This is a genomic window from uncultured Microbulbifer sp., from assembly GCF_947498635.1.
GTDB classification, from domain to species: Bacteria; Pseudomonadota; Gammaproteobacteria; order Pseudomonadales; family Cellvibrionaceae; genus Microbulbifer; species Microbulbifer echini.
In genome coordinates, this window is sequence record NZ_CANMKV010000005.1 from 127167 (window position 1) to 146512 (window position 19346).

Consider the following 19346-nt stretch of genomic DNA (forward strand, 5'->3'; position numbering starts at 1 on the left):
TGGTGTTTCTGTCACTCCCAGTTTTTCTTGTAAAAAAGAGATAAGAAAACCTTTACCGAGGCTCCCTATTTTTTCACACCGTCGCCGTAGAATGGGACTTTCAGTGGTTTATTGTTTTCTAGAAACGGGGAAGAGGCGGCATAAGGCTGGGCCAGCTGAGTCGTCTGGTTCGCTTTCTGAATTTGCCTGGGCGCAAAATTTAGTGAAAAGAAATTTTGCTGTTGCGGGCCTCTACCAAAAAGCGATTTCGGCAAATCAGGAGCCAAAAAATGCATAAATTATTGTATTTACCACTCTTTTTGTTCTCAGTGATATTGGCGGCTTGTGGCCAGCAAACCGCCGTTGCGGAGCGCAGCGATGGGTTGCAAGCGCGCCCGAGCCAGCTCGATGAGGTCGCGGCGGCTTTCGCCCTGGATCTCGGTGGTGCCAGGGTTTATATCGCACCCGCTGAGATTGAGTATTCGAAGCGATTTTCCTCCCCTTTCAGGCGCCATTACCGGGAGAAAGATTACCAGCTGGATCTGAGGGAACGGCAGCGACTGGACGCACTGCTGGCACAGGCGTTCACCGAAAAACTGCTCAAACCGCGGAATGCCCGGCAGGTGTTAGAGCAGGTGGAGGCTGATTACACGTTGTCCATCTCCCTACAGCGCTTCTCCCTGGCCGCGCCGCTGGAACCCTCACCCTGGGCTTGGCGGATCTATACCGAGCAGAGCGCCTACGCAGAGCTGAAGGGTACTTTGTACAATCGTGACGGCAGTGCGGTCATGCATTTCCGCGACCGGCGGAATATCGGCGAAAACCTCGGCTCAGCTGGGCCCGGCGGACGCCTACAGCGCTTTACTAATGTTACCTTTTGGTCAGATTTGCGAGTGGACATGCGCCGTGTCTTCGCCAGCCTGGATAAATCGCTACTCTAATCTACGCTTTGCCGGGCGTAGGTTTGCAAGGGGGCTTGACCCCACAGAGGTGAAGGGGCGCTATAATCCCCGTCTATGCACACACAAACTCTCAAGGGAAGGCCGCTGCTTATCTACTTGCACGGCTTTTTGTCATCGCCGCAGTCTTTTAAATGCCAGTTAATGCGGGAGCGACTTGCTGTCGATTTCCCCCATATTACTTTCTGCGCACCGCAAATATCCCCTTACCCTGATGTTGCTCGGGAGTCGCTGAACAGCCTGCTGGAGGGTTTTTTACAATCCCCCAGCCCCATTGGCCTCGTTGGGAGCTCTATGGGGGGCTTCTGGTGTACTTACCTGGGAGAGCGCTATAACCTGCCGGCAGTGCTTATCAATCCTGCGGTACGTCCATCCCGCTTTATGCCGGCTTATGTCGGGCGGGTGTTACAGCCCTACAGTGGAGAAGCGCAGGAGTATCGCTTAAGTGAGGCTGACGTTGATACCATGGAGCGAGTGGAAGCCGAGCTGCCCAGTTCGCTGAACGGCCGCTATTGGCTTTTGGCCCAGCGCGGCGATGAAACCCTCGACTATCGCGATGCTGAATCACTCTATCAAGGGCAGCGCCAAACTCTCGAAGAGGGTGGCGATCACAGTTTCCAAGGGTTCGCGCGTTACTGCGATCCCATTGTCGAATTCCTATTTAACCAGCAGTAATTTATAAGAAATTATGGCCAATTATTCCGCCGAAGATATTGAGGTACTCACGGGGCTAGACCCGGTGCGCAAACGCCCGGGTATGTATACCGATACTACCCGCCCCAACCACCTGGCCCAGGAGGTGATCGATAACAGTGTCGATGAGGCCCTCGCCGGACACGCCAAGAAAATTGAAGTGGTGCTGCACAAGGACCAGTCGCTCTCGGTGAGCGACAATGGGCGAGGTATGCCGGTGGATATCCACCCGGAACAGGGGCGTCCCGGTGTCGAAGTGATCCTCTCCACCCTGCATGCCGGTGGCAAATTTTCCAATAAAAACTACCAGTTCTCCGGCGGCCTGCACGGTGTGGGTGTCTCTGTAGTCAATGCCCTTTCCAAGGTGCTGGAAGTTACGATTCAGCGCGATGGCAAGGTGCACCGCATCGGCTTTAAGGATGGTGAAAAAGCTTCTGACCTCGAAGTGATTGGCGATTGCCCCAAGCGCACCACGGGCACCAGTGTACGTTTCCTGGCGGACCCGCAGTATTTTGATTCTGCCAAGTTCTCTGTGGTGCGTCTGCGCCACTTGTTGCGCGCCAAGGCGGTGCTCTGCCCCGGCCTGACGGTAACGTTTATTAATGAGCAGGATGGCGAATCCGACGAGTGGTACTACGAAGATGGCCTCAAGGATTACCTCGCCGCAGCCAATCAGGGCTGGGAAGTACTGCCGGGTGAACCTTTTGTCGGCAGTTTTGCCGCATCGTCCGAAGCCGCAGATTGGGCAGTGCAATGGCTACCGGAGGGCGGTGAGGTCACGGCCGAGTCCTATGTGAACCTGATCCCCACCGCCCAGGGTGGCACCCATGTGAATGGCTTGCGCGCGGGGTTACTCGATGCCATGCGTGAGTACTGTGAGATCCGCAATTTGCTGCCGCGTGGTCTCAAGCTGGGGCCGGAAGATATCTGGGGACAATGTTCCTATGTACTTTCTGCAAAGCTAGCCGATCCGCAGTTCTCGGGTCAGACAAAGGAGCGCCTCTCTTCCCGTGAAGCCACCGCGTTTATTTCTGGCGTTGCCAAGGATGCCTTCAGTCTGTGGCTGAATCAGCATACCGAAGACGGCGATAAACTCGCCGAATTGTGCATCGGTAATGCGCAAAAGCGCATGCGCTCTGCGAAAAAAGTCGCGCGTAAAAAAGTCACTCAGGGGCCCGCATTACCGGGTAAGTTGGCCGACTGCTCCAGTGCCGATACCTCCCGCTCTGAACTGTTTCTGGTGGAGGGTGACTCCGCCGGTGGCTCCGCCAAACAGGCACGGGATCGCGAGTTTCAGGCGATCATGCCGCTGCGAGGTAAAATCCTAAATACCTGGGAAGTGGACTCGGGAGAAATTCTTGCCAGCCAGGAAGTACACGATATTGCCGTGGCACTGGGTGTTGATCCCGGCAGTGACAACCTGGAAGGCTTACGCTACAACAAGATTTGTATCCTCGCCGATGCCGATTCCGATGGCCTGCATATTGCTACGCTGTTGTGCGCTCTGTTCTTACGTCATTTCCGTCCATTGGTGACCAATGGCCACGTCTATGTTGCTATGCCACCGCTGTTTCGTATTGATATCGGTAAGGACGTTTACTATGCGCTGGATGAGTCGGAGAAACAGGGTATTCTCGACCGTATTAGCGCGGAAAAGAAAAAGGGTAAAATCCAGGTAACCCGCTTTAAGGGCTTGGGTGAAATGAACCCCATGCAGCTGCGTGAAACCACTATGGACCCCAATACCCGCCGCCTGGTACAGCTTTATATCGATGTAGGCGATGACAGTAATCAGTTGCTGGATATGCTTTTGGCAAAGAAGCGTGCGGGGGATCGAAAGCAATGGCTGGAGAGCAAAGGTAATCTGGCGGAAGTGGGTTAATCTGTAAATTAGCGCAATAAGTTGAACAGTTCGACATTAACCTGAACAAATAAGCACATAAGTTTGAACAAAAGCCCTACCGGTTTCGATCTGCTAGGGCTTTTTTTTACTTATTAAGCTTATCTTTGGCTCGTCTTGAATTATGGGGCTGGGGAATCGCTGATAGCGCATTGATCAATGCTGTCGCAGAAGAGATAAAACGGCGATTTACTATCGCAAAAATGACTGCGGTAGGCATCTCTATCTAGGCACATTATTGTAAAATTTCCCTTATTTCTTCTCCTATCTAGCATTGTGCGGAGCGCAAAAACTTCAGGACTTAAAGGGGGGTGCTGCTCTAGCCCAGAAAGCAATAGCAAACTAGGTTCATCTGATAGGTTGCTTTGAACCTTTTCTATGTCAAACCTTAGTAGGCGCACTGTTTGAAGGTGGCTTCTTGCCTGGGTAAAAACAAGCTCCATTGTGTTTTCTATTTGTTTTTGATCGATGATGATTGCCAGGCATCCCGAGTATACTCCGCTCCTGATTAGATCAAATAGTTGAGTGTATGTAACTGGTTTCATATCGTATGCTGGGCGTAGAAGTAGTTTAAATAGTCATGTTTTCTGACTCACGTGCTCTAAATATTATATATCTCTTGCTAAGTCATCCACCCGCTGAATAATTTGTCCAGGAATTTGAGGTGTTCCGGCCTGCTCAGAAAGATGCTTATTGGGTGTTAATTTTCAATGGTTTATGGCTTTTTTTTCGCTATGGTCGCTATTGATTGTGATGTTGGCAACCAATTTTCCATCGTCCTGAGGCATGCTTTTTACGCGTTTTGTCATTTTGCCGGGCTGTATGCGTTACTGTCTGTATAAAGTTAAAAACTTAGCATTCAGTTCTATATCATTTATTCGAACATGCAAACTCAATCTATCGATAGCGGTGCAGGCTAAGTGCAGGAATAAAAGGTTCATCATGTATGCGGGATACGCGTTGAATTCTCGGCTCTATATGATCTCGGCGAGATGGTGGTTCTCGCCATTGCAGTCGAGGAAGATTTTTCTGTGGTAGAACGACTACGCCAGATAAGGGTGTCGACTTCGTTATGCGACTTCCATTTTCAAAATAGACATAGTTCGCTCTGAGCTGCTCTTTGAGAGGAATTACTTTTACAAACTCATTGTCAGGGCATAGGGCCAAAGCTTCGACCGCAGATTCTCGTTCACTGTCAGCAAGATTTTTTGCTAGCCTTAAGGCATCCGATCTTGTTACTTTGGCTATCCTCTTGTGTGAACTGGACCATGTCCAACTAAATACATCCGTTTCTTTAGGTAGAATACGTACCTTACTGCGGCATGCTTTTAGGTCTATCTGGTTGTAAACAATTTGCTCGCGTGTGGCGAGATCAAATAATAATCTCCATGAGCTGCTTTCCAATTCATTGCGGAGCAATGTCGATATAAAGCTTCCTGGCCTATAATTGGTCGGAGCTGAGTTAATACGCTGGGCTTTTTTGGTTAAGTGAACGAAGGTGTTTTTTGCATTGTTGAAAACGCCAAACTTGTTGGCAAGTTGATCTGACGTACACAAAATGCCAGCAGTAAGAAAATTATCATATCTGTTTTCCCTGAAAATACGAGTCATGCTGTTGAGAGCAGCCAGCCTGGCAACGGTAGATCTGTGCTCCTCTTCAGATGCACCGATTGTCGGTACATAAACTGGATATGAATTCATCTCTTCTAATGCAAGCTCTCGAATGTCTTGTGCTACTTGTATGGCAACGGAAAGGGAAGAGAAAAGTTTTTCTACTATGTCGGTTTGAGATGATTGATCCACGGTGGACTCTAGAGTTTATGAAAATACTTTAAATAGGTATATGTAGGGGCTAGGTAGCGACCATGCAGGTGAAAAAACGGAATGCAAACTAATACAAATAGCGTCAATATAAATCCGATTTTTGCTGTAAGTGATGCTGACGAGAATGCGACATCAGTGCTGATTTTTAAGGCGATGGAGATTGCTGATGCGGACATTACACAGCCAAATAACAAAAGTGCCCTTTCAAGCAATGGATTCTGAGTCGCTTTACCATCCTTTTGGATATAGCGACCAACGAATAAGTGGTGCACCTGGCGCTCATTGGGAAGCTGTTGGAAGAGCAGGTTTTGCTTTTCTCGCTGAGCGGCAGAAAGTATTATTCCGTAAAGCAGTGATTCCTCATGCCTTTGAAAATCATTAAAGCTGGTTCGCGCTGCAAATTCATTGTAGCCATCTTGCGTGGTGATCTGATTTAGCACCTTGAAAGACGAATTGAGCTTGATCATCGACAGAAGCCGACCAAAGAGAATTAATGATGAAAGCTGCCGGAGAAATGTCATTTTGCTGCAGGTTCTTTACTGGGGGATTGAAGTTCGGTCAACAAATCCAAAAACCGATTGAGCCTGTACTCCAAATCGAGTAAACGGCCTTCTTTATCTCTACAGTCGTGGTCTGCTTGGATAAAGGCTTCTCGAAGGTGTTGGATATCACATTGGTCATTTGCCAATGTGGCGTTTGGCAGTAAGACATGAGGGCGAAATCCCAACTCGAATAGCTTATCCAGGTAGTCGGCATTGGGTACCCGCTTGCCCTGTTCGTATAAATACTGAGTACCAGGCTTAATTTCGCACACCTGTGCTACAACGTTCACCTGTAGATTTAGGCGCTTACGCTCCGAATTGAGAGCCTGCCCAAATCGTTTCCTGTCTAAACCCATTAAGCTAGGCTCCCACCTATCAATTAGTACATAAATATTGAAATGTGTTCGTAACTGTATAATATTGTTATGTATGTATCAATTTAGGGTTTGGTTGCATCCCATGAAATCACCCGAAGAGGTCAAGCAAGAGTTTGCCGAGCGCGGCCTCAGTATCAGTGGCTGGGCAAAGGAGCGAGGCTATTCCCAGGCTTTGGTGTACCAGATACTGAATGGGAGCCGAAAAGCTCTGCGAGGCGAGAGCCATAAAATTGCAGTAGAACTTGGGCTAAAGGAAGGCAAAACAGGCTGTTACGATGATCTGAGCTTCTATAAAGCAGAGATAATTCAATGACTTAGAAACAAAAAACCCGACAACAATTGCTTGCTGCCGGGCTTTAGGTGTAGGTGATACCTACGGTGTCGTGCTGAAAGTATCTCCCCTCCCTGCTGTTCCGTCAAGAGCAAGCCCCCGTATATTGCCGCTAATCGACACCCGTCGAGGTTGGTTCGTGCCTGAAATCCAGCTTTGAACCGGGAGTAGATTGCGCGGTTGCGCCCAAAAATCATGAATTCGGCATCATTGCTCAATGCCGGGAGGTTCTTTTATGCGCCGCCAGCCAGCTCGGAAGATCAAGGCTTCAGCTGTTAAAAATATATTCAAGTTTCCGTCTACCAAATCATTTGCTGAGCCCAGTCACCAGAGTTATCAGATGGTGTTGGTAGAGTCGATGTTGGAGAAAGACTACTGTTTTCATTTGGAGGCTAATCCAAACGTTCTACGTTACTTTCCTCAGCCCAAGACGTTCGTAATCAACAGTGAATTACTTAAAAACAGAGACTACACACCGGATTTTGAAGTCCATTTTCGTGGTGGGCGAAAGGCTTATGTGGAGGTTAAGAAAGATTTCAATTCTCTGGATGCTGTTTATCTGCACAAGCTGGAAATGGCTGCGATTAAAATGCGACAAGCAGGATATGAATTTGTGTGTGTCGATGAGTCTCAGATACGCATACAGCCCCTGCTGGAAAATCTTCGCAAGCTGCAACGCTATCGTGATCGATTCACGAATAACTCAGGCACCCTCATGTTGCTTCGAGATGCCGTTCCTCATCCAAAAAATTTGAAAGACCTGATTGCAAATCCTTTAGGCATACGCCTAGAGACCATCTACAAACTAATAGCCAATGGTCAAATAGCGGCAAATCTTTCAGCAGCTCACCTCTCATTGGATGCGGAGGTGCACTATGCATAGCCTTTCTAGGTGGATACCCGGTATTGCCCTTTGTGCAAACTTTGATGGCCAGGACGCCATATGGATGATAAGACGGATCAACGGCCCAAATGTCACCTTGGCCAATATTGATAACAAAACTGTGTTGGTGAAGGCGCAGGCGGAGCTCGAAGAAAGCCTGGAGAATAAGACACTTCAGTTCATGGCCGATTATCGCTATAACGGTGAGATCGTATTTCAGGATCTGCCTGAGAAGTACCAGAAAGAAACCGTTCGAAAACACGCATACGTTCGAGCTTTCCTGGATTCTGACGATCAGAAAAGATCAAAGAGGAAGCTGGAGAAAATAATCCAAGCAGTAGCCGAAAACATAGATGATAAGAAGCCACCAGCCTGGAACACTTTTAATTATTGGTTGAAACAATATTTCAACGCTGGTTGCCAAATTAAGGGCTTGTATCCAAACGACCCAAAAAAGGGATGCAGAGATCTAAGAGTTGATCCAAGAGTTCGTGAAATAATCGATCAATCGGTGAAATTCTATTTCAAAAATGGTCAGATTCTAATGAGTAGCATTCATCAAATGGTGGAAGCTAAGGTGCTCAAGCACAATCTGAGCAATCCAGATGATTTGTTGGTTATACCCGCGTATAGCACTGTAGCCTACCATATTAAAAAGCGAAGTTATCAGGCGTATGTCCGGGGAAGAATTGGTAAAAATAAAGCTCGTCTTGAGTGTGCAAATGTAGGTGAAGCACCGGAAACAAACCGCATACTTGAGCGTGTTGAGGCTGATCATACTCCTCTGGATATCAATGTTTTACACGATGAAACCAAAACCCTACTTGGCCGTCCGACGTTAACTATATTGATAGATCACTACTCTCGGATGGTTATGGGCTTTCAGGTTTCATTTGAAGAGCCTTCGTATGCTTCCGCCGCTATGGCAATTGGAAATGCCATATTATCTAAAAAGGATCTGCTTGAATTCTACGGCATCGAAGGTGATTGGCCCGCACATGGTGTTATGGAATTGTTAGTTGCCGACAATGGCACTGAATTTTGGAGCGACAATCTCGATATGGCGATTAGTGAGGTTGGTTCGGTGCTTCAATATGCGCCAGTCAGAAGCCCGAATTATAAAGGTGTTGTAGAGCGCTTCTTTCTTACACATGAAAACCATGTTAATTGACTCGCTGCCTGGCAAGACAAATGGAGTTGGCAATGGGTCAGACGAATATATTGCAGAGAAAGAGGCAAAGCTCACATTATCGGAATTCAAAAAGATATTCCTTAACTGGCTTGTGAACATCTACCACCTTGAGCCTCACGGTAAAGCTGAAAGGTCACCGCTGGATCTTTGGAGTGAGTCCGCAGGTGAATTTCCAGTGGTTAAGGAAGACGTTAAGCGTATTGAAACGGCATTAATGTGTTCTGATACGCGAACTCTACACCGATCAGGTATTCAATTTGAAAACCTTGAATACAATTCAGATTCCCTGAGAGACATCTATCGGCGGGAAGGCGCTCTTGCGCTGTTGGTCAAGTATAGTCCGTTTGATATCGGCCACATTTATGTGCGGGATGATCTGAACCGAATTTATATCCGGGTACCATGCGTCAACTACAAGTATGCAAAAGGCTTGTCGATGTACGCTCATAAGGCCATACGCAAGCGCATTAATACCACTCGGAAAAGCTACAAGGATAATGCGGTTCTGCAAAGAGCCAAGGTAGAGCTGTTTGGCGATATTGAAAGTTTGCATGAGCGTAATGTCAGGAAGAAATCGCAGGCAACCGCGAAAAAAGCTGCTCGCATTCATTCTCTGGGTATAGAGGACTTTGCGGCCAAATCCAACTTCGATGACTCCTCACCGGTGATTATTCAGAATATGCAGTCTGAAGAAGCGACTGATGACTGGGAGGTGTGGTGATGGCAGGCTGCAATGCGCTTCCCTTTGTAGCAACTGGTGATGTCAAACAAATCTTTAATCTCTTAGATAACCTTAGAGTTGGTTATATCGAAGAAGGCGATACCAACTGCCTGATTACGGGGGAGTCCGGGTCTGGGAAATCCGAGCTGGTTAAGCAGTACGCTGCGAAGTATCCGCGCCGAGAACTGGAGGAATACACCCATATCCCCGTGCTATATGTCCAATTGAGTTCGCCCCAAACGGCCAAGGCTTTTACCCAGCAGGTGCTTGCAGCGATGGGTGATCCTCAAGGTGGCAAAGGTATTAAAACCAAAGAGGAAGGCTTTGAAAGAATAAAAACATACTGTCGAATTTGCGGAGTTGAACTCATTATTCTGGACGAAATACAAACGGTGATTCAAAACCGCTCACCAGGGGTAATTGCCAGTATAACGGATTGGTTCAAGGATTTAATGAATCACTCAAAAGTGCCAGTGGTGTTGGTTGGGATGCCCTGGTGCCTTGATGTCGTGAAGGAAAATGATCAACTCGATACACGTGTTGGCTATCGTTACTATCTGGAGACCTTTAGGGTCTCCAGACAGTTTTCGCATTTCATAAAATTTATTGAGCTCTTTTCAAAGAGTTATGAATTTGCAAATGGCTTTTCCCTTAGTGAGCCTGAAACCGCCTATCGGCTGTTTGCTTACAGTTCTGGAATTATTAGGGCAATCAGGGGCCAAATTATCCGAGCGGCCAATTTGGCGAAGTCGGCGGGCAAACCAATTGATCTAGCCTGCTTCCTGGAGGCGATTCGTTCAAGGGGAATTAAAGATCAAAACAATGTCTTTATCATGCCGGTGACGGAATTGCGGCTGAGGGAAATCGTGAGTTCATCAAGATGGACTCAGCAAAAATCGTACAACAAAGAAAGCTTCCAGAGCGCTGAATTCAAAACATACAGGCTGACCAAAAAGCTTGAATTAATCGAAGCTGATGATGACTGAACGAAACTTGCTGATTAGACCGGTTAAGCATCCATTGGAGCGGATCGATGACTATCTTGCCAGGCTCGCTACCGCAAATGGCTTCTCATCTGCTACGACATTGAGGATGTATCTTCGTGCGTGGTGTAACGCAAATGGCCACAGTATTCGCAGAATAGGTAACGCCGATACGATGGCCAGGGCTTTAAGCCGTTATCTTGACCGTATCGTCGAAACAAAATCATTCGACCGGCCTGCATTTGGTAAAGCCAATCCCCATCTAAAAACTTGCAAGGCCTGCCTCAGCGAACAAAAGGCTACACCGTTTTACTGGTATCTGGATGACTACCAGGTTTGTCATATCCATGTTCAGCCGCTAAGTAAACCTGGTGCCAGTGAGATGTCGCTTGATGTGGATGCCAATCTGACCCTGCATCCCATAGTCGATTTTTTAGAGTCCAGTGACCCCTGGTTGGCATACACCAACGTGCAAAAATGCACCGACGAGCTCAGTTGGCTTTGCTGGCGGTTGAAGAATTTCTACGAGGTTCACCTTGGAAGCCTTCTGCATACGATGAATGCACTCAACTGGACAGGTAGTGCTCCTCCTGGTGAGCGTTCGTCTGATGGCAGATTCGACCTGATAACCAGCCTAATCGCGGAGCAATCCGGTCAGCGGGAAAGCGATTTGCGCTTGCTATCAGCGCTCTTGCTCTGGCAGCGCATGGTCCCGAACAACCTATTCGGGGCTGCGTGTGCCGGGGAGGATGGCGCGACCGAAGCAAGCTTGGAGTGGGCATCCCGACAGCTGATCGCCAACGAGCCGATGCTCATGTTCATCTGCGATGCACACCATGCCCCGCGGAACACCCCAAAACTCCGCCTGCGTGACTACATCCCTCTACTGGCAGTCCTGGATGAGGCCACCGATAAAGCCCTGCGCCAAGCGGTTTACTCCTGTGGGTTAACCACTGAATTGTTGGTGGTGATCCCCTCAGGCTGTAAAAAAACCCAATTCAAAGCTGCCCCACAGCCTTTGGTGACTTGCCAGCAGCCAGCCTAGTCAAAGGGCAATTTTATCTACTCCAAGCCAGAAACGCTGTGGTAGGATGCTACCTAATAAAAAATATTAGGTAGCATATTCAATATATGGTCATGCAGCATGAATAGCACGCTCCGGGATTTAAACCAGGCACAGCGTGATCGCATCGCCCACATAGACTTCACTCTGCTATTCAAGGGGGAAGCCAACCGTGCCGATCTGGTAGATCGCTTCAGCATCACACCAGCCCAGGCCACCAAGGATTTCACCCAGTATCGGGAATTGGCACCCGCAAATATTCGTTACGACGAAAAGCTGAGAACCCACCTGCGTGGTGACCAATTCAAGCCCCTGTTCGATTACGACGTGGTGCGCACCCTGGCCACCATCAGCCAGGGCTATGGCGACGGCTTTACCGGCAAGCTCAAACCGCCAATGGCTTGTGAAGCACCTTACCATCTGAACGAACCCAGGCTGGCCACTGTTGCCAAGGTGACCGAAGCCATTCACAAGGCCAAGCCACTGGCCATTACCTATGTATCCCTGTCTAGCGGCGAATCCCAGCGTGAGATCGTGCCCCACACCCTGGTGGATAACGGCCTGCGTTGGCATGTGCGGGGGTTCGACCGCAAGAGCGGCGAATTCCGTGATTTTGTGCTCACCCGCATCAAAGAAGCCACGCTGGTTGAAGGCTCCATCGACGAAGAGCAGGAAACCGCAAGCCAGGATCGCCAGTGGAATCGCTTTGTGGAGCTGGAATTGGTACCGCACCCGCGTATCCAGCATCAGGAAGCCATCGAGCTGGATTACGGTATGGACCGTGGCGTAATGAAGGTCGAGATACGAGCCGCTACAGCAGGGTACCTGTTGCGGCAATGGCATGTGGACTGCTCACCGACCCATACGCTCACCGGCCCCGAATACCAATTGTGGCTCCAAAACAGCCAAGCGCTATACGGTGTGCAAAACCTGATTTTGGCTCCTGGAAGAACAGAACAAGCGCCGGGATAAACCGAATTTCTGACTGAACAGAACTCTGATTTTAAAACAAGAATTTGAGCGGTCTTTTAAAGACCCGCTTTAATCACTAGGAAACACAATGGACCAAAGCGTACACAACAAACTTGTCTCATTTATCTGGAACATCGCCGATGACTGTCTGCGCGATGTGTATGTGCGGGGCAAATACCGTGACGTTATCCTGCCGATGGTGGTATTGCGCCGACTGGATACCCTGTTGGAGCCCACTAAAAACGATGTACTGGAAGAGGTTCGCTACCAAGAGGAAGAAATGCGGGCTACCGAGCTGGACGAAGAGCCGCTCAAAGAAGCCTCCGGCTACGTGTTCTACAACGTGTCCAAATGGACGCTCACCAGCCTGCATAATACGGCCACCAATAATCGCCAAATCCTGCTGGCCAACTTTGAGGAATACCTCAAAGGCTTCAGTGCCAACGTGCAGGAAATCATCGAACGCTTTGAACTGAAAAGTAAAATCCAGCACATGATCAATAAAGATGTGTTGCTGGACGTGGTAGAGAAATTCGTCTCCCCAAAAATCAACCTTACCCCAGTAGAGGCAATTGATCCGGATGGTTACAAACTGCCTGCGCTCACCAACCTGGGCATGGGCTATGTGTTTGAGGAGCTGATCCGTAAATTCAACGAAGAAAACAATGAAGAGGCTGGGGAGCACTTTACCCCAAGGGAAGTGATCGAGCTGATGACCCACCTGGTGTTCGACCCCATCAAAGATAATCTGCCGCTCACCCTCACCGTGTATGACCCGGCCTGTGGTAGTGGGGGCATGCTCACCGAATCGCAAAATTTTATTGAGGAAAAATACCCGCTCGATGCTTCTTACAAAAGTGAACGTGATATTTACCTCTACGGCAAGGAAATCAACGACGAAACCTATGCCATCTGCAAGTCCGACATGATGATCAAGGGCAACAACCCCGAGAACATCAAGGTCGGATCAACACTGTCTACCGATGAATTCGCCTCCTTGCGTTTCGACTTTATGCTCTCCAACCCGCCTTACGGTAAAAGCTGGGCCTCGGAGCAAAAATACATCAAAGACAGCGGTGATGTGATTGACTCACGCTTTAAGGTCAAGCTCAAAGACTATTGGGGCAATATCGAGGATTGCGATGCCACACCGCGCTCCAGCGATGGCCAGCTGCTGTTCCTGATGGAAATGGTCAGCAAAATGAAAGATCCAGCTGTGGGTACTGGTGCTGCTGCGGGTTCGTACACAAAGGGCAGTCGCATTGCGTCAGTCCATAACGGTTCCAGTCTGTTTACCGGTGATGCCGGTAGTGGTGAGAGCAATATCCGTCGATACATTATCGAAAATGATATGCTCGAAGCCATAGTACAGTTGCCCAACAACCTGTTCTACAACACCGGCATTACCACCTATATCTGGCTGCTCAATAACAACAAGCCTAAATCTCGTAAGGGTAAGGTGCAGTTAATTGATGCCAGCCTGTTGTACCGCAAACTGCGCAAAAACTTGGGTAAGAAAAACTGCGAGTTTGCGCCGGAGCATATCGCACAGATCACCCGTACCTATCTGGATTGTGCCACGATAGAGCGTGAGCTGGACGTAAACGGAGACTCCACCGGTATTGCCAGTCAGGTATTTCGCAACGAAGATTTTGGTTATCACAAAGTCACCATCGAGCGGCCCGACCGGCGCAAAGCCCAGTTCACCGCCGAACGCATTGCGCCTTTGCGTTTTGACAAACAGTTAAGTGAAGTGATGGAGCATCTCTTTAGCGAACACGGCGATAAAGTGTATAAAACGTCGGGTTTCGGTAAAGGGCGAAAACAAAGCTTTTTAAAATCCATCGAGAATGACATCCTCAATTGGTGCGAAGATAACGACATTAGCCTGAATGCCAAGGCAAAGGGCAAACTGTTGGATGTTCAATACTGGCAGACCTTGTATGAAGTGTTTGAAACCGCTGAATGGCTGACAGAAGAATTGGGGCAAGGTGAGTTTGACGATTTTAATATTGTTAAAGAAAAAGTGGATGCCCTGCTAAACGAGTACAAGGTCGCGCTTAAGGCGAGTGAAAAAAATAATATCTTCAATGCCGTAAGCTGGTATCACGAAACAGCCGCTAAAGTAATCAAAAAAGTGGTAAAGCTCAGCGGCGATAAGCTGGATGAAGTACTGGAAGATTACGATTGCACCGAAGCGCAGCTAGCGGATTTTGGCTATTACCCAACTGATAAGAAAAACGAATACATTACCTATGAAGCGAGTTCCGATCTGCGCGACAGTGAGTCCATCCCCCTCACTTATAAAGACCCACTACTGAAAGAGGATGAGCCGCAAAGCATTCATCAGTACTTTCTCGATGAAGTAAAGCCCCATGTGAGTGAGGCCTGGATCAATTTGGATTCCGTCAAAATCGGCTACGAGATCAGCTTTAACAAATACTTCTACCGTCATAAACCACTGCGTTCACTGGAGGCCGTTGCAAAGGATATTATCAGCCTGGAACAGAAGGCCGAGGGTTTGATTGCCCAGATTCTGGGTGTGGATATTGAGCAGGTGCAGGGGTAATGGCAATGGTTGATATTGCAGATCTGCCGAGGTATGAGTCTTACAAAGACTCTGAAATGCTGTGGGTAGATAAAATTCCCACGGCGTGGAGATTAGAGAAAGCGAAGTGGTTATTTAAAAAAGCAGAAAGACCTGTTCGGGATATTGATGAAATTGTTACATGCTTTCGAGATGGCACTGTTACTCTAAGAAGTATTCGTCGCACAGAGGGGTTCACTAATGCACTGAAGGAGCACGGCTATCAAGGTATCCGGAAAGGTGATTTAGTTATTCATGCGATGGATGCCTTTGCTGGTGCTATTGGTGTGTCTGACTCTGATGGGAAAGCAACACCAGTGTATGCAGTATGCATTCCTAAGGGAGGGGTTGAGGTCAATCCTAGATTCTATGCTTATTACCTGCGTGACATGGCGCTATCAGGGTTTATTTCATCACTTGCAAAGGGGATAAGGGAGCGCTCTACCGATTTTCGATTTAACGACTTTGCGGAATTGTTGCTGCCTATCCCGGATTTTGGAGAGCAGATACTAATCACCAGCTTTCTCGACAAAAAAACCAAACAAATCGACGAAGCTATTGCCATCAAAGAGCAGCAAATCGCCCTGCTCAAAGAGCGCAAGCAATTCATTATCCAAACAGCCGTCACCCAAGGGCTTGATCTCAATGCCCCCATGAAAGATTCCGGCGTGGATTGGATTGGGCAGATACCGGCGCATTGGAAAGTCAAAAGACTTAAATACATGGTGAGATTTTACGGTGGTGGAACTCCAAGTAAAGACAATAAAGATTACTGGGGAGGTGACATATCATGGGTTTCCCCAAAAGATATGAAGATGCCATTTATATCGAGCTCTATCGATACTATCACAGAGTTGGCCGTTAAAAAGTCAAGCGTTAAATTGGTAGAGAAAGGTGCAATTCTGATAGTTGTTCGTGGCATGATTTTGGCGAAAAAAATTCCCGTAGCTATAGCAAGCAAAGAATTGACAATAAACCAAGATATGAAAGCTTTGGTTGTCAATGATGGCTCGTTTCCTGTTTTTCTTATGTGCCTATTAGATGGATTACATGGAACGCTTTCAACTCTTTTGGAAGAGTCCGGGCATGGTACAAAAACATTGCCAACTGAAAAGCTGGGAAGCCTTGGCTTGCCAATTCCACCATTTAGTGAGCAACAAAAAATAGTGACTTTCATCGAGAATCAAACACATTTTTTTGAAAAATCCATTGAAATTCAAAAAGAACAAATCGAAAGACTTAAAGAATATAAAACCACCCTAATCAACAGTGCGGTGACTGGAAAAATCAAAGTTACCCCTGAAATGGCTGGTGTGGATAAAAAAGTGCAGGGCGCAATAGAGGCATAGGGCAATGTTTACCGTCGACCATCAAACCAACCGCATCAGCCCGGTAAAAATCAAAACCTTCAGTGAGCTGGTTTTTACCGAGCGCAAGCACTTGCAGGAGTGGCTGGCCCACCAGCCCGATGCGCTGGGTGAAGACCTGCTGATTATCCAGAAAGAGTTTGATGGCTTTGACGATACCCGCGAACGCCTCGACCTGTTGGCACTGGATAAAGAAGGCAATCTGGTGATTATCGAAAACAAGCTGGATGACAGTGGCCGCGATGTGGTGTGGCAGGCATTGAAGTGTGCCTCTTACTGCGCCAGCTTAACCAAGGGCCAGATTGTCGAGATTTATCAGCAATATTTGCAGCGCTTCTATTCTTCTATCAGCCCGACAATTGAAGCCGATGAAGCGCTTACTCGGGCAAGTCAACCCCCTCAAGAAAACAGACAGGATGCCGCCACCCGTATCTGCGAATTTCTCGATGCGCCGGATCTGGATGAAGTCAAGCTCAACCTCGGCAATAGCCAGCGTATTATGTTGGTGGCTGCCAATTTCCGCAAAGAAGTCACCAGTACGGCGTTGTGGCTGTTAGGCCAGGGTATCAGTATTCAATGCTTTAAAGTCACGCCCTATGCCCTGGGTGAACAACTGCTTATCAATATTGACCAGATCATACCTACGCCCGAAGCCAAGGAGTTGATGATCGGCATCAATGCCAAAGAAGCGGAAGAAAAAACCACCGAAGTAGTGGTGAAGAAACGTCATATCGTGCGAAGGGAATATTGGGAAAAGGCGCTGGAGGCCTTCCAAAAAAGTCAGTGCAATCTCTACGATAATATCAGCCCCAGCAAAGATCACTGGCTCTCGGCGGGCTCGGGCTTAAGCAGCTGCCCCTACAATTTGATTTTTAATAAGAGCGAGTTGCGCGTAGAGCTATGGATTAGCCGTAGTGCAACAGAGGAAAACAAATTCCTCTTTGATTTTCTGCTGGATCATAAAGATGAAATTGAATCGAACTTCGCTGATAAGCTGGAGTGGATGCGTCTGGACGAAAAGAAATCCTGCCGCATTCAGTATTCCTGTGCATCAGATAGTTTCAATAAAGACACCTGGAAAGAATCCGTTGCCTGGCACTTGGAGCACATGTGCAGGCTAGAGCAGGCCTTAAAGAAGCCGCTGCAAAAAGCCGCCGAGGGACTTAAGCAACAAAGTTTTGCGTAGGACAATGTAATGACCGTAGACCGCAGTTTGGAATACTTACAATCCTTGTTAAAAGAACTGTGCTCACTGCCGCAGGAAGCGGAGTGGGTGGAGTTCAAACATAATAACGACGATGCACCAATGATTGGTGAATATATTTCGGCGCTGGCTAATTCCGCTGCTTTGCTGGGTAAGCAGTCTGCCTATGTAGTTTGGGGTGTTGAGAATGATACTCATGAGGTGATTGGGACAACATTTAAGCCTTCAACAGCTCGCTATAAGCAGCAGGAACTGGAAAGTTGGTTGCTGCAGAAAATATCACCAAAAATTCACTTTCGTTTTTTTGAGCTTGTCGGTGTTAGTGAATTGCCAGTCGTTATTCTGGAAGTGCAGGCCGCAGCACACAACCCGGTGCAATTTGATGGCGTTGAATTCATCCGTGTCGGTTCCTATAAAAAGAAGCTAAAGGAGTATCCCGAAAAAGAGCGAGCACTATGGCGCGTGTTCGATAAAACGCCTTTTGAACGACAAATGGCAGCCTCTAATGTAAGTGCCGATGAGGTTCTGAAGTTGTTGGACTATCCGGCGTATTTTGAATTAACCGGGTTGCCCTTACCGGAAAATCGTGCCGGCATTTTAAATGCATTAAAGGCTGATCAATTAATTCAGGAAATGCCCGGTGATCAATGGGGTATCACGAATTTGGGAGCCATTCTGTTTGCGAAAAAACTGCAAAACTTTCAACACCTTGGACGCAAGGCGGTTCGGCTCATTTTATATCGTGGCAACAGCCGTATCGAAACCATTCGGGAAATCGAAGGCAATAAAGGCTATGCCGTTGGCTTTGAAGGGCTTATCGATTATTTAAAGACACTATTGCCCTCCAATGAGGAAATAGGCAAAGCCTTTCGCAAAGAAGTGCCTATGTATCCGGAGTTGGCTATTCGTGAGTTGGTGGCGAATGCCATTATCCATCAGGATTTCTCTGTCACCGGTACTGGCCCGATGATTGAGGTATTTGACTCCAGAATGGAGATCACTAACCCCGGTATCCCTTTGGTCGCGACAGATCGGTTTTTGGATTCACCGCCGCAGAGCAGAAACGAAGCGCTGGCCTCATTCATGCGACGCATCAATATTTGTGAAGAACGCGGCTCTGGCGTTGATAAGGTAGTGTTCCAGACAGAGTTCTATCAATTACCCGCACCTATCTTTGAGGTTACCGACAACCATACCCGCTCGGTTTTATTTGGCCATAAACCCTTTGCGGATATGGATAAGGAAGACCGCATACGGGCGTGTTATCTGCACTGCTGTTTACGTTATGTGAACCGGGAGCCGACTAACAATAGTTCGTTGCGCGAGCGGTTTGGGATTGAACAAAAGAACCAGGCGCAAGTGAGTCGTGTGTTGAAGGATACTGTTGCTGTGGGTTTGATAAGGGCGTATGACCCTGACGCAGGCACCAAGGCTATGCGCTATATCCCGGCTTGGGCCTAATTTGCTTGACCGTTGCTTGACTCAGGTGGCGGCCTTTTAGGTTTTGTTTTTCTAACTTGTTGTTTTTAAAGGGAAAAATTTTTTAAGTTTATTTGATCCTTGCGTGGTCGTGTTGGAACTTAGGGGGAATGGTCGCCTATTGCCAGCTTGGCGATGTGGCTACCACTTTCTATGTATTGGTAGGTGAGCGCAGTTTTTTGAATGCAGTGAGGGCTTGGGTCAGTGGTTATGTTCTGAACGGATTTTGTATGTCTGTTGCTTGATTGAAAGACGGCGAAATCTCGGAAATTATAAATAAAACGATGGGT

Annotated in this window: 17 protein-coding genes; 14 read left to right on the forward strand and 3 right to left on the reverse strand. The window is 47.9% G+C overall.

All coding sequences use genetic code 11. The annotated features are described in order from the left end of the window. Positions 1-269 precede the first annotated feature (269 nt). The 3 genes from Q1A69_RS04140 (at position 270) to parE (ending at position 3513) form a co-directional block, all read left to right on the forward strand. On the forward strand, positions 270-920 hold the full coding sequence (locus tag Q1A69_RS04140; RefSeq protein WP_299581508.1) for a hypothetical protein: 651 nt from the start codon (positions 270-272) through the stop codon (positions 918-920). A 75-nt stretch (positions 921-995) separates the two neighbouring features. Then, positions 996-1613 carry a YqiA/YcfP family alpha/beta fold hydrolase gene (locus tag Q1A69_RS04145; protein WP_299581510.1) on the forward strand — a complete coding sequence of 206 codons (618 nt, stop codon included), beginning with the start codon at positions 996-998 and terminating at the stop codon, positions 1611-1613. A 13-nt stretch (positions 1614-1626) separates the two neighbouring features. Next, positions 1627-3513, forward strand: a complete 1887-nt coding sequence (parE, locus tag Q1A69_RS04150; protein WP_299581512.1) for a DNA topoisomerase IV subunit B — start codon at positions 1627-1629, stop codon at positions 3511-3513. A 915-nt stretch (positions 3514-4428) separates the two neighbouring features. Here parE and Q1A69_RS04155 read toward each other — a convergent pair. From Q1A69_RS04155 to Q1A69_RS04165, 3 genes are read right to left on the reverse strand one after another with little or no spacing between them, the layout of a single operon-like run. After that, a complete protein-coding gene (locus Q1A69_RS04155; RefSeq protein WP_299581514.1) occupies positions 4429-5334 on the reverse strand; it encodes a hypothetical protein in 906 nt (301 codons plus the stop codon). Positions 5335-5342: 8 nt separating this feature from the next. Next, positions 5343-5822, reverse strand: coding sequence for a hypothetical protein (locus Q1A69_RS04160; protein ID WP_299581516.1), 480 nt, complete (start codon positions 5820-5822; stop codon positions 5343-5345). Between the two features lie 50 nt (positions 5823-5872). Further along, positions 5873-6253: a hypothetical protein gene (locus Q1A69_RS04165; RefSeq protein WP_299581518.1), complete on the reverse strand. Its 381-nt coding sequence runs from the start codon at positions 6251-6253 to the stop codon at positions 5873-5875. 103 nt (positions 6254-6356) lie between these two features. On the opposite strand from Q1A69_RS04165, the gene Q1A69_RS04170 reads away from it, so the two are divergent. The 11 genes from Q1A69_RS04170 (at position 6357) to Q1A69_RS04220 (ending at position 19038) form a co-directional block, all read left to right on the forward strand. Next, positions 6357-6587 carry a DNA-binding protein gene (locus tag Q1A69_RS04170; RefSeq protein WP_299581520.1) on the forward strand — a complete coding sequence of 77 codons (231 nt, stop codon included), beginning with the start codon at positions 6357-6359 and terminating at the stop codon, positions 6585-6587. Positions 6588-6840: 253 nt separating this feature from the next. Continuing rightward, positions 6841-7488 (forward strand): TnsA endonuclease N-terminal domain-containing protein, encoded by a 648-nt coding sequence (locus tag Q1A69_RS04175; RefSeq protein WP_299581523.1) that lies wholly within the window; start codon positions 6841-6843, stop codon positions 7486-7488. Continuing rightward, positions 7481-8659 (forward strand): hypothetical protein, encoded by a 1179-nt coding sequence (locus Q1A69_RS04180; RefSeq protein WP_299581525.1) that lies wholly within the window; start codon positions 7481-7483, stop codon positions 8657-8659. Before Q1A69_RS04175 ends, Q1A69_RS04180 begins: the two co-directional genes overlap by 8 nt. Beyond that, positions 8640-9401: a Mu transposase C-terminal domain-containing protein gene (locus Q1A69_RS04185; RefSeq protein WP_299581528.1), complete on the forward strand. Its 762-nt coding sequence runs from the start codon at positions 8640-8642 to the stop codon at positions 9399-9401. The genes Q1A69_RS04180 and Q1A69_RS04185 overlap by 20 nt, the downstream gene beginning before the upstream one ends. Then, positions 9401-10387 carry an ATP-binding protein gene (locus Q1A69_RS04190; RefSeq protein ID WP_299581531.1) on the forward strand — a complete coding sequence of 329 codons (987 nt, stop codon included), beginning with the start codon at positions 9401-9403 and terminating at the stop codon, positions 10385-10387. The genes Q1A69_RS04185 and Q1A69_RS04190 overlap by 1 nt, the downstream gene beginning before the upstream one ends. Continuing rightward, entirely contained in the window at positions 10380-11429 is a 1050-nt protein-coding gene (locus Q1A69_RS04195) for a TniQ family protein (protein WP_299581533.1), read from the forward strand. Before Q1A69_RS04190 ends, Q1A69_RS04195 begins: the two co-directional genes overlap by 8 nt. Positions 11430-11528: 99 nt before the next feature. Further along, complete coding sequence (locus Q1A69_RS04200; RefSeq protein WP_299581535.1) at positions 11529-12419, forward strand: WYL domain-containing protein; 891 nt, start codon at positions 11529-11531, stop codon at positions 12417-12419. 88 nt (positions 12420-12507) lie between these two features. Further along, on the forward strand, positions 12508-14988 hold the full coding sequence (locus Q1A69_RS04205) for a class I SAM-dependent DNA methyltransferase (RefSeq protein ID WP_299581537.1): 2481 nt from the start codon (positions 12508-12510) through the stop codon (positions 14986-14988). Further along, the gene (locus Q1A69_RS04210) at positions 14988-16355 is read left to right on the forward strand and encodes a restriction endonuclease subunit S (RefSeq protein ID WP_299581539.1); all 1368 of its coding nucleotides are present in this window, start codon (positions 14988-14990) and stop codon (positions 16353-16355) included. The genes Q1A69_RS04205 and Q1A69_RS04210 overlap by 1 nt, the downstream gene beginning before the upstream one ends. Before the next feature lie 4 nt (positions 16356-16359). After that, positions 16360-17559 (forward strand): DUF4268 domain-containing protein, encoded by a 1200-nt coding sequence (locus tag Q1A69_RS04215; protein ID WP_299581541.1) that lies wholly within the window; start codon positions 16360-16362, stop codon positions 17557-17559. Positions 17560-17568: 9 nt separating this feature from the next. Next, positions 17569-19038: an ATP-binding protein gene (locus tag Q1A69_RS04220; RefSeq protein ID WP_299581543.1), complete on the forward strand. Its 1470-nt coding sequence runs from the start codon at positions 17569-17571 to the stop codon at positions 19036-19038. Positions 19039-19346 lie beyond the last annotated feature (308 nt).

Coding starts and splice junctions, on each gene's coding strand:
- Q1A69_RS04140 (WP_299581508.1), top strand. CDS start 270: ATGCATAAATTATTGTATTTACCACTCTTTTTGTTCTCAGTGATATTG.
- Q1A69_RS04145 (WP_299581510.1), top strand. CDS start 996: ATGCACACACAAACTCTCAAGGGAAGGCCGCTGCTTATCTACTTGCAC.
- parE (WP_299581512.1), top strand. CDS start 1,627: ATGGCCAATTATTCCGCCGAAGATATTGAGGTACTCACGGGGCTAGAC.
- Q1A69_RS04160 (WP_299581516.1), bottom strand. CDS start 5,822: ATGATCAAGCTCAATTCGTCTTTCAAGGTGCTAAATCAGATCACCACG.
- Q1A69_RS04165 (WP_299581518.1), bottom strand. CDS start 6,253: ATGGGTTTAGACAGGAAACGATTTGGGCAGGCTCTCAATTCGGAGCGT.
- Q1A69_RS04170 (WP_299581520.1), top strand. CDS start 6,357: ATGAAATCACCCGAAGAGGTCAAGCAAGAGTTTGCCGAGCGCGGCCTC.
- Q1A69_RS04175 (WP_299581523.1), top strand. CDS start 6,841: ATGCGCCGCCAGCCAGCTCGGAAGATCAAGGCTTCAGCTGTTAAAAAT.
- Q1A69_RS04180 (WP_299581525.1), top strand. CDS start 7,481: ATGCATAGCCTTTCTAGGTGGATACCCGGTATTGCCCTTTGTGCAAAC.
- Q1A69_RS04185 (WP_299581528.1), top strand. CDS start 8,640: ATGAAAACCATGTTAATTGACTCGCTGCCTGGCAAGACAAATGGAGTT.
- Q1A69_RS04190 (WP_299581531.1), top strand. CDS start 9,401: ATGGCAGGCTGCAATGCGCTTCCCTTTGTAGCAACTGGTGATGTCAAA.
- Q1A69_RS04195 (WP_299581533.1), top strand. CDS start 10,380: ATGACTGAACGAAACTTGCTGATTAGACCGGTTAAGCATCCATTGGAG.
- Q1A69_RS04200 (WP_299581535.1), top strand. CDS start 11,529: ATGAATAGCACGCTCCGGGATTTAAACCAGGCACAGCGTGATCGCATC.
- Q1A69_RS04205 (WP_299581537.1), top strand. CDS start 12,508: ATGGACCAAAGCGTACACAACAAACTTGTCTCATTTATCTGGAACATC.
- Q1A69_RS04210 (WP_299581539.1), top strand. CDS start 14,988: ATGGCAATGGTTGATATTGCAGATCTGCCGAGGTATGAGTCTTACAAA.
- Q1A69_RS04215 (WP_299581541.1), top strand. CDS start 16,360: ATGTTTACCGTCGACCATCAAACCAACCGCATCAGCCCGGTAAAAATC.
- Q1A69_RS04220 (WP_299581543.1), top strand. CDS start 17,569: ATGACCGTAGACCGCAGTTTGGAATACTTACAATCCTTGTTAAAAGAA.